The organism is Bartonella sp. AA83SXKL (genome assembly GCF_042196965.1).
GTDB lineage: Bacteria > Pseudomonadota > Alphaproteobacteria > Rhizobiales > Rhizobiaceae > Bartonella.
On record NZ_JBHIRG010000177.1, the window covers coordinates 1 to 725 of the forward strand.

The window sequence follows — 725 nt, forward strand, 5'->3', positions numbered from 1 at the left end:
GGGGCGGTTGACTTTTCTTCGCTGATGACGGGTGAAGAAGCTGTTTTAAAGGTTGGCAGCCTTGATGCAGGGACACTGATGACAGGTGTCGTTTCTACGGGCGGTTCAGGGGATCTTGTTTTAGATGAAAAGGGCTTTCTTTTGATTACAGCAAAAGAAGGGGTGAAGGTTGGTCAGATTGCCAGTGGTGGCAATATTGAAATTTTTGCAGGCAACGACATCTATTATGATCAGGTCATAGGCTATGGCAGTGCAACATTGACATCGGTATCAGGAGAGATCAGTGTTGAGAATGTGTTGTCTGCTGAGGGGGATGTGAGATTGACGGCAAACACTCTCGATTTAAGCAATAATCGTTCTCATATTTACACGCCGCAAACGCTGTATTTAATTGCAGATCATATTGATGTCTCAGAGAGCGAATTGACTTATGGCGGTTTAGACTTTCAAAGCACCAATGCTCTTGATATTCACAATGCGCGGCTACAAGCTGTGACAGATCAGGGTGGGACTGGAGATATTCTCTTTGTTGCTCCAAGCGTTATGGTTGATGAGACAACTTCTGTTTTAGCAGCCAGAGATTTCGTGATCAAAACGGGGGAGCTTGGAAATAGCGGTCAATTGGCATCGGGGCAGGATTTAGTCTTTAGCGTGACGGGCAATGTGACCAACAACAAAACGGGCTTAATTTATGTGAAGGGCAATGGTGCTTTACAAGTTGATGG

The 725-nt window shown here is 45.2% G+C and carries 1 protein-coding gene; it reads left to right on the top strand.

The features are described from left to right. Positions 1 to 725, top strand: a 725-nt coding sequence (locus tag ACFINO_RS10440; protein ID WP_375655768.1) for a hypothetical protein, incomplete at both ends; no start/stop codon positions are given.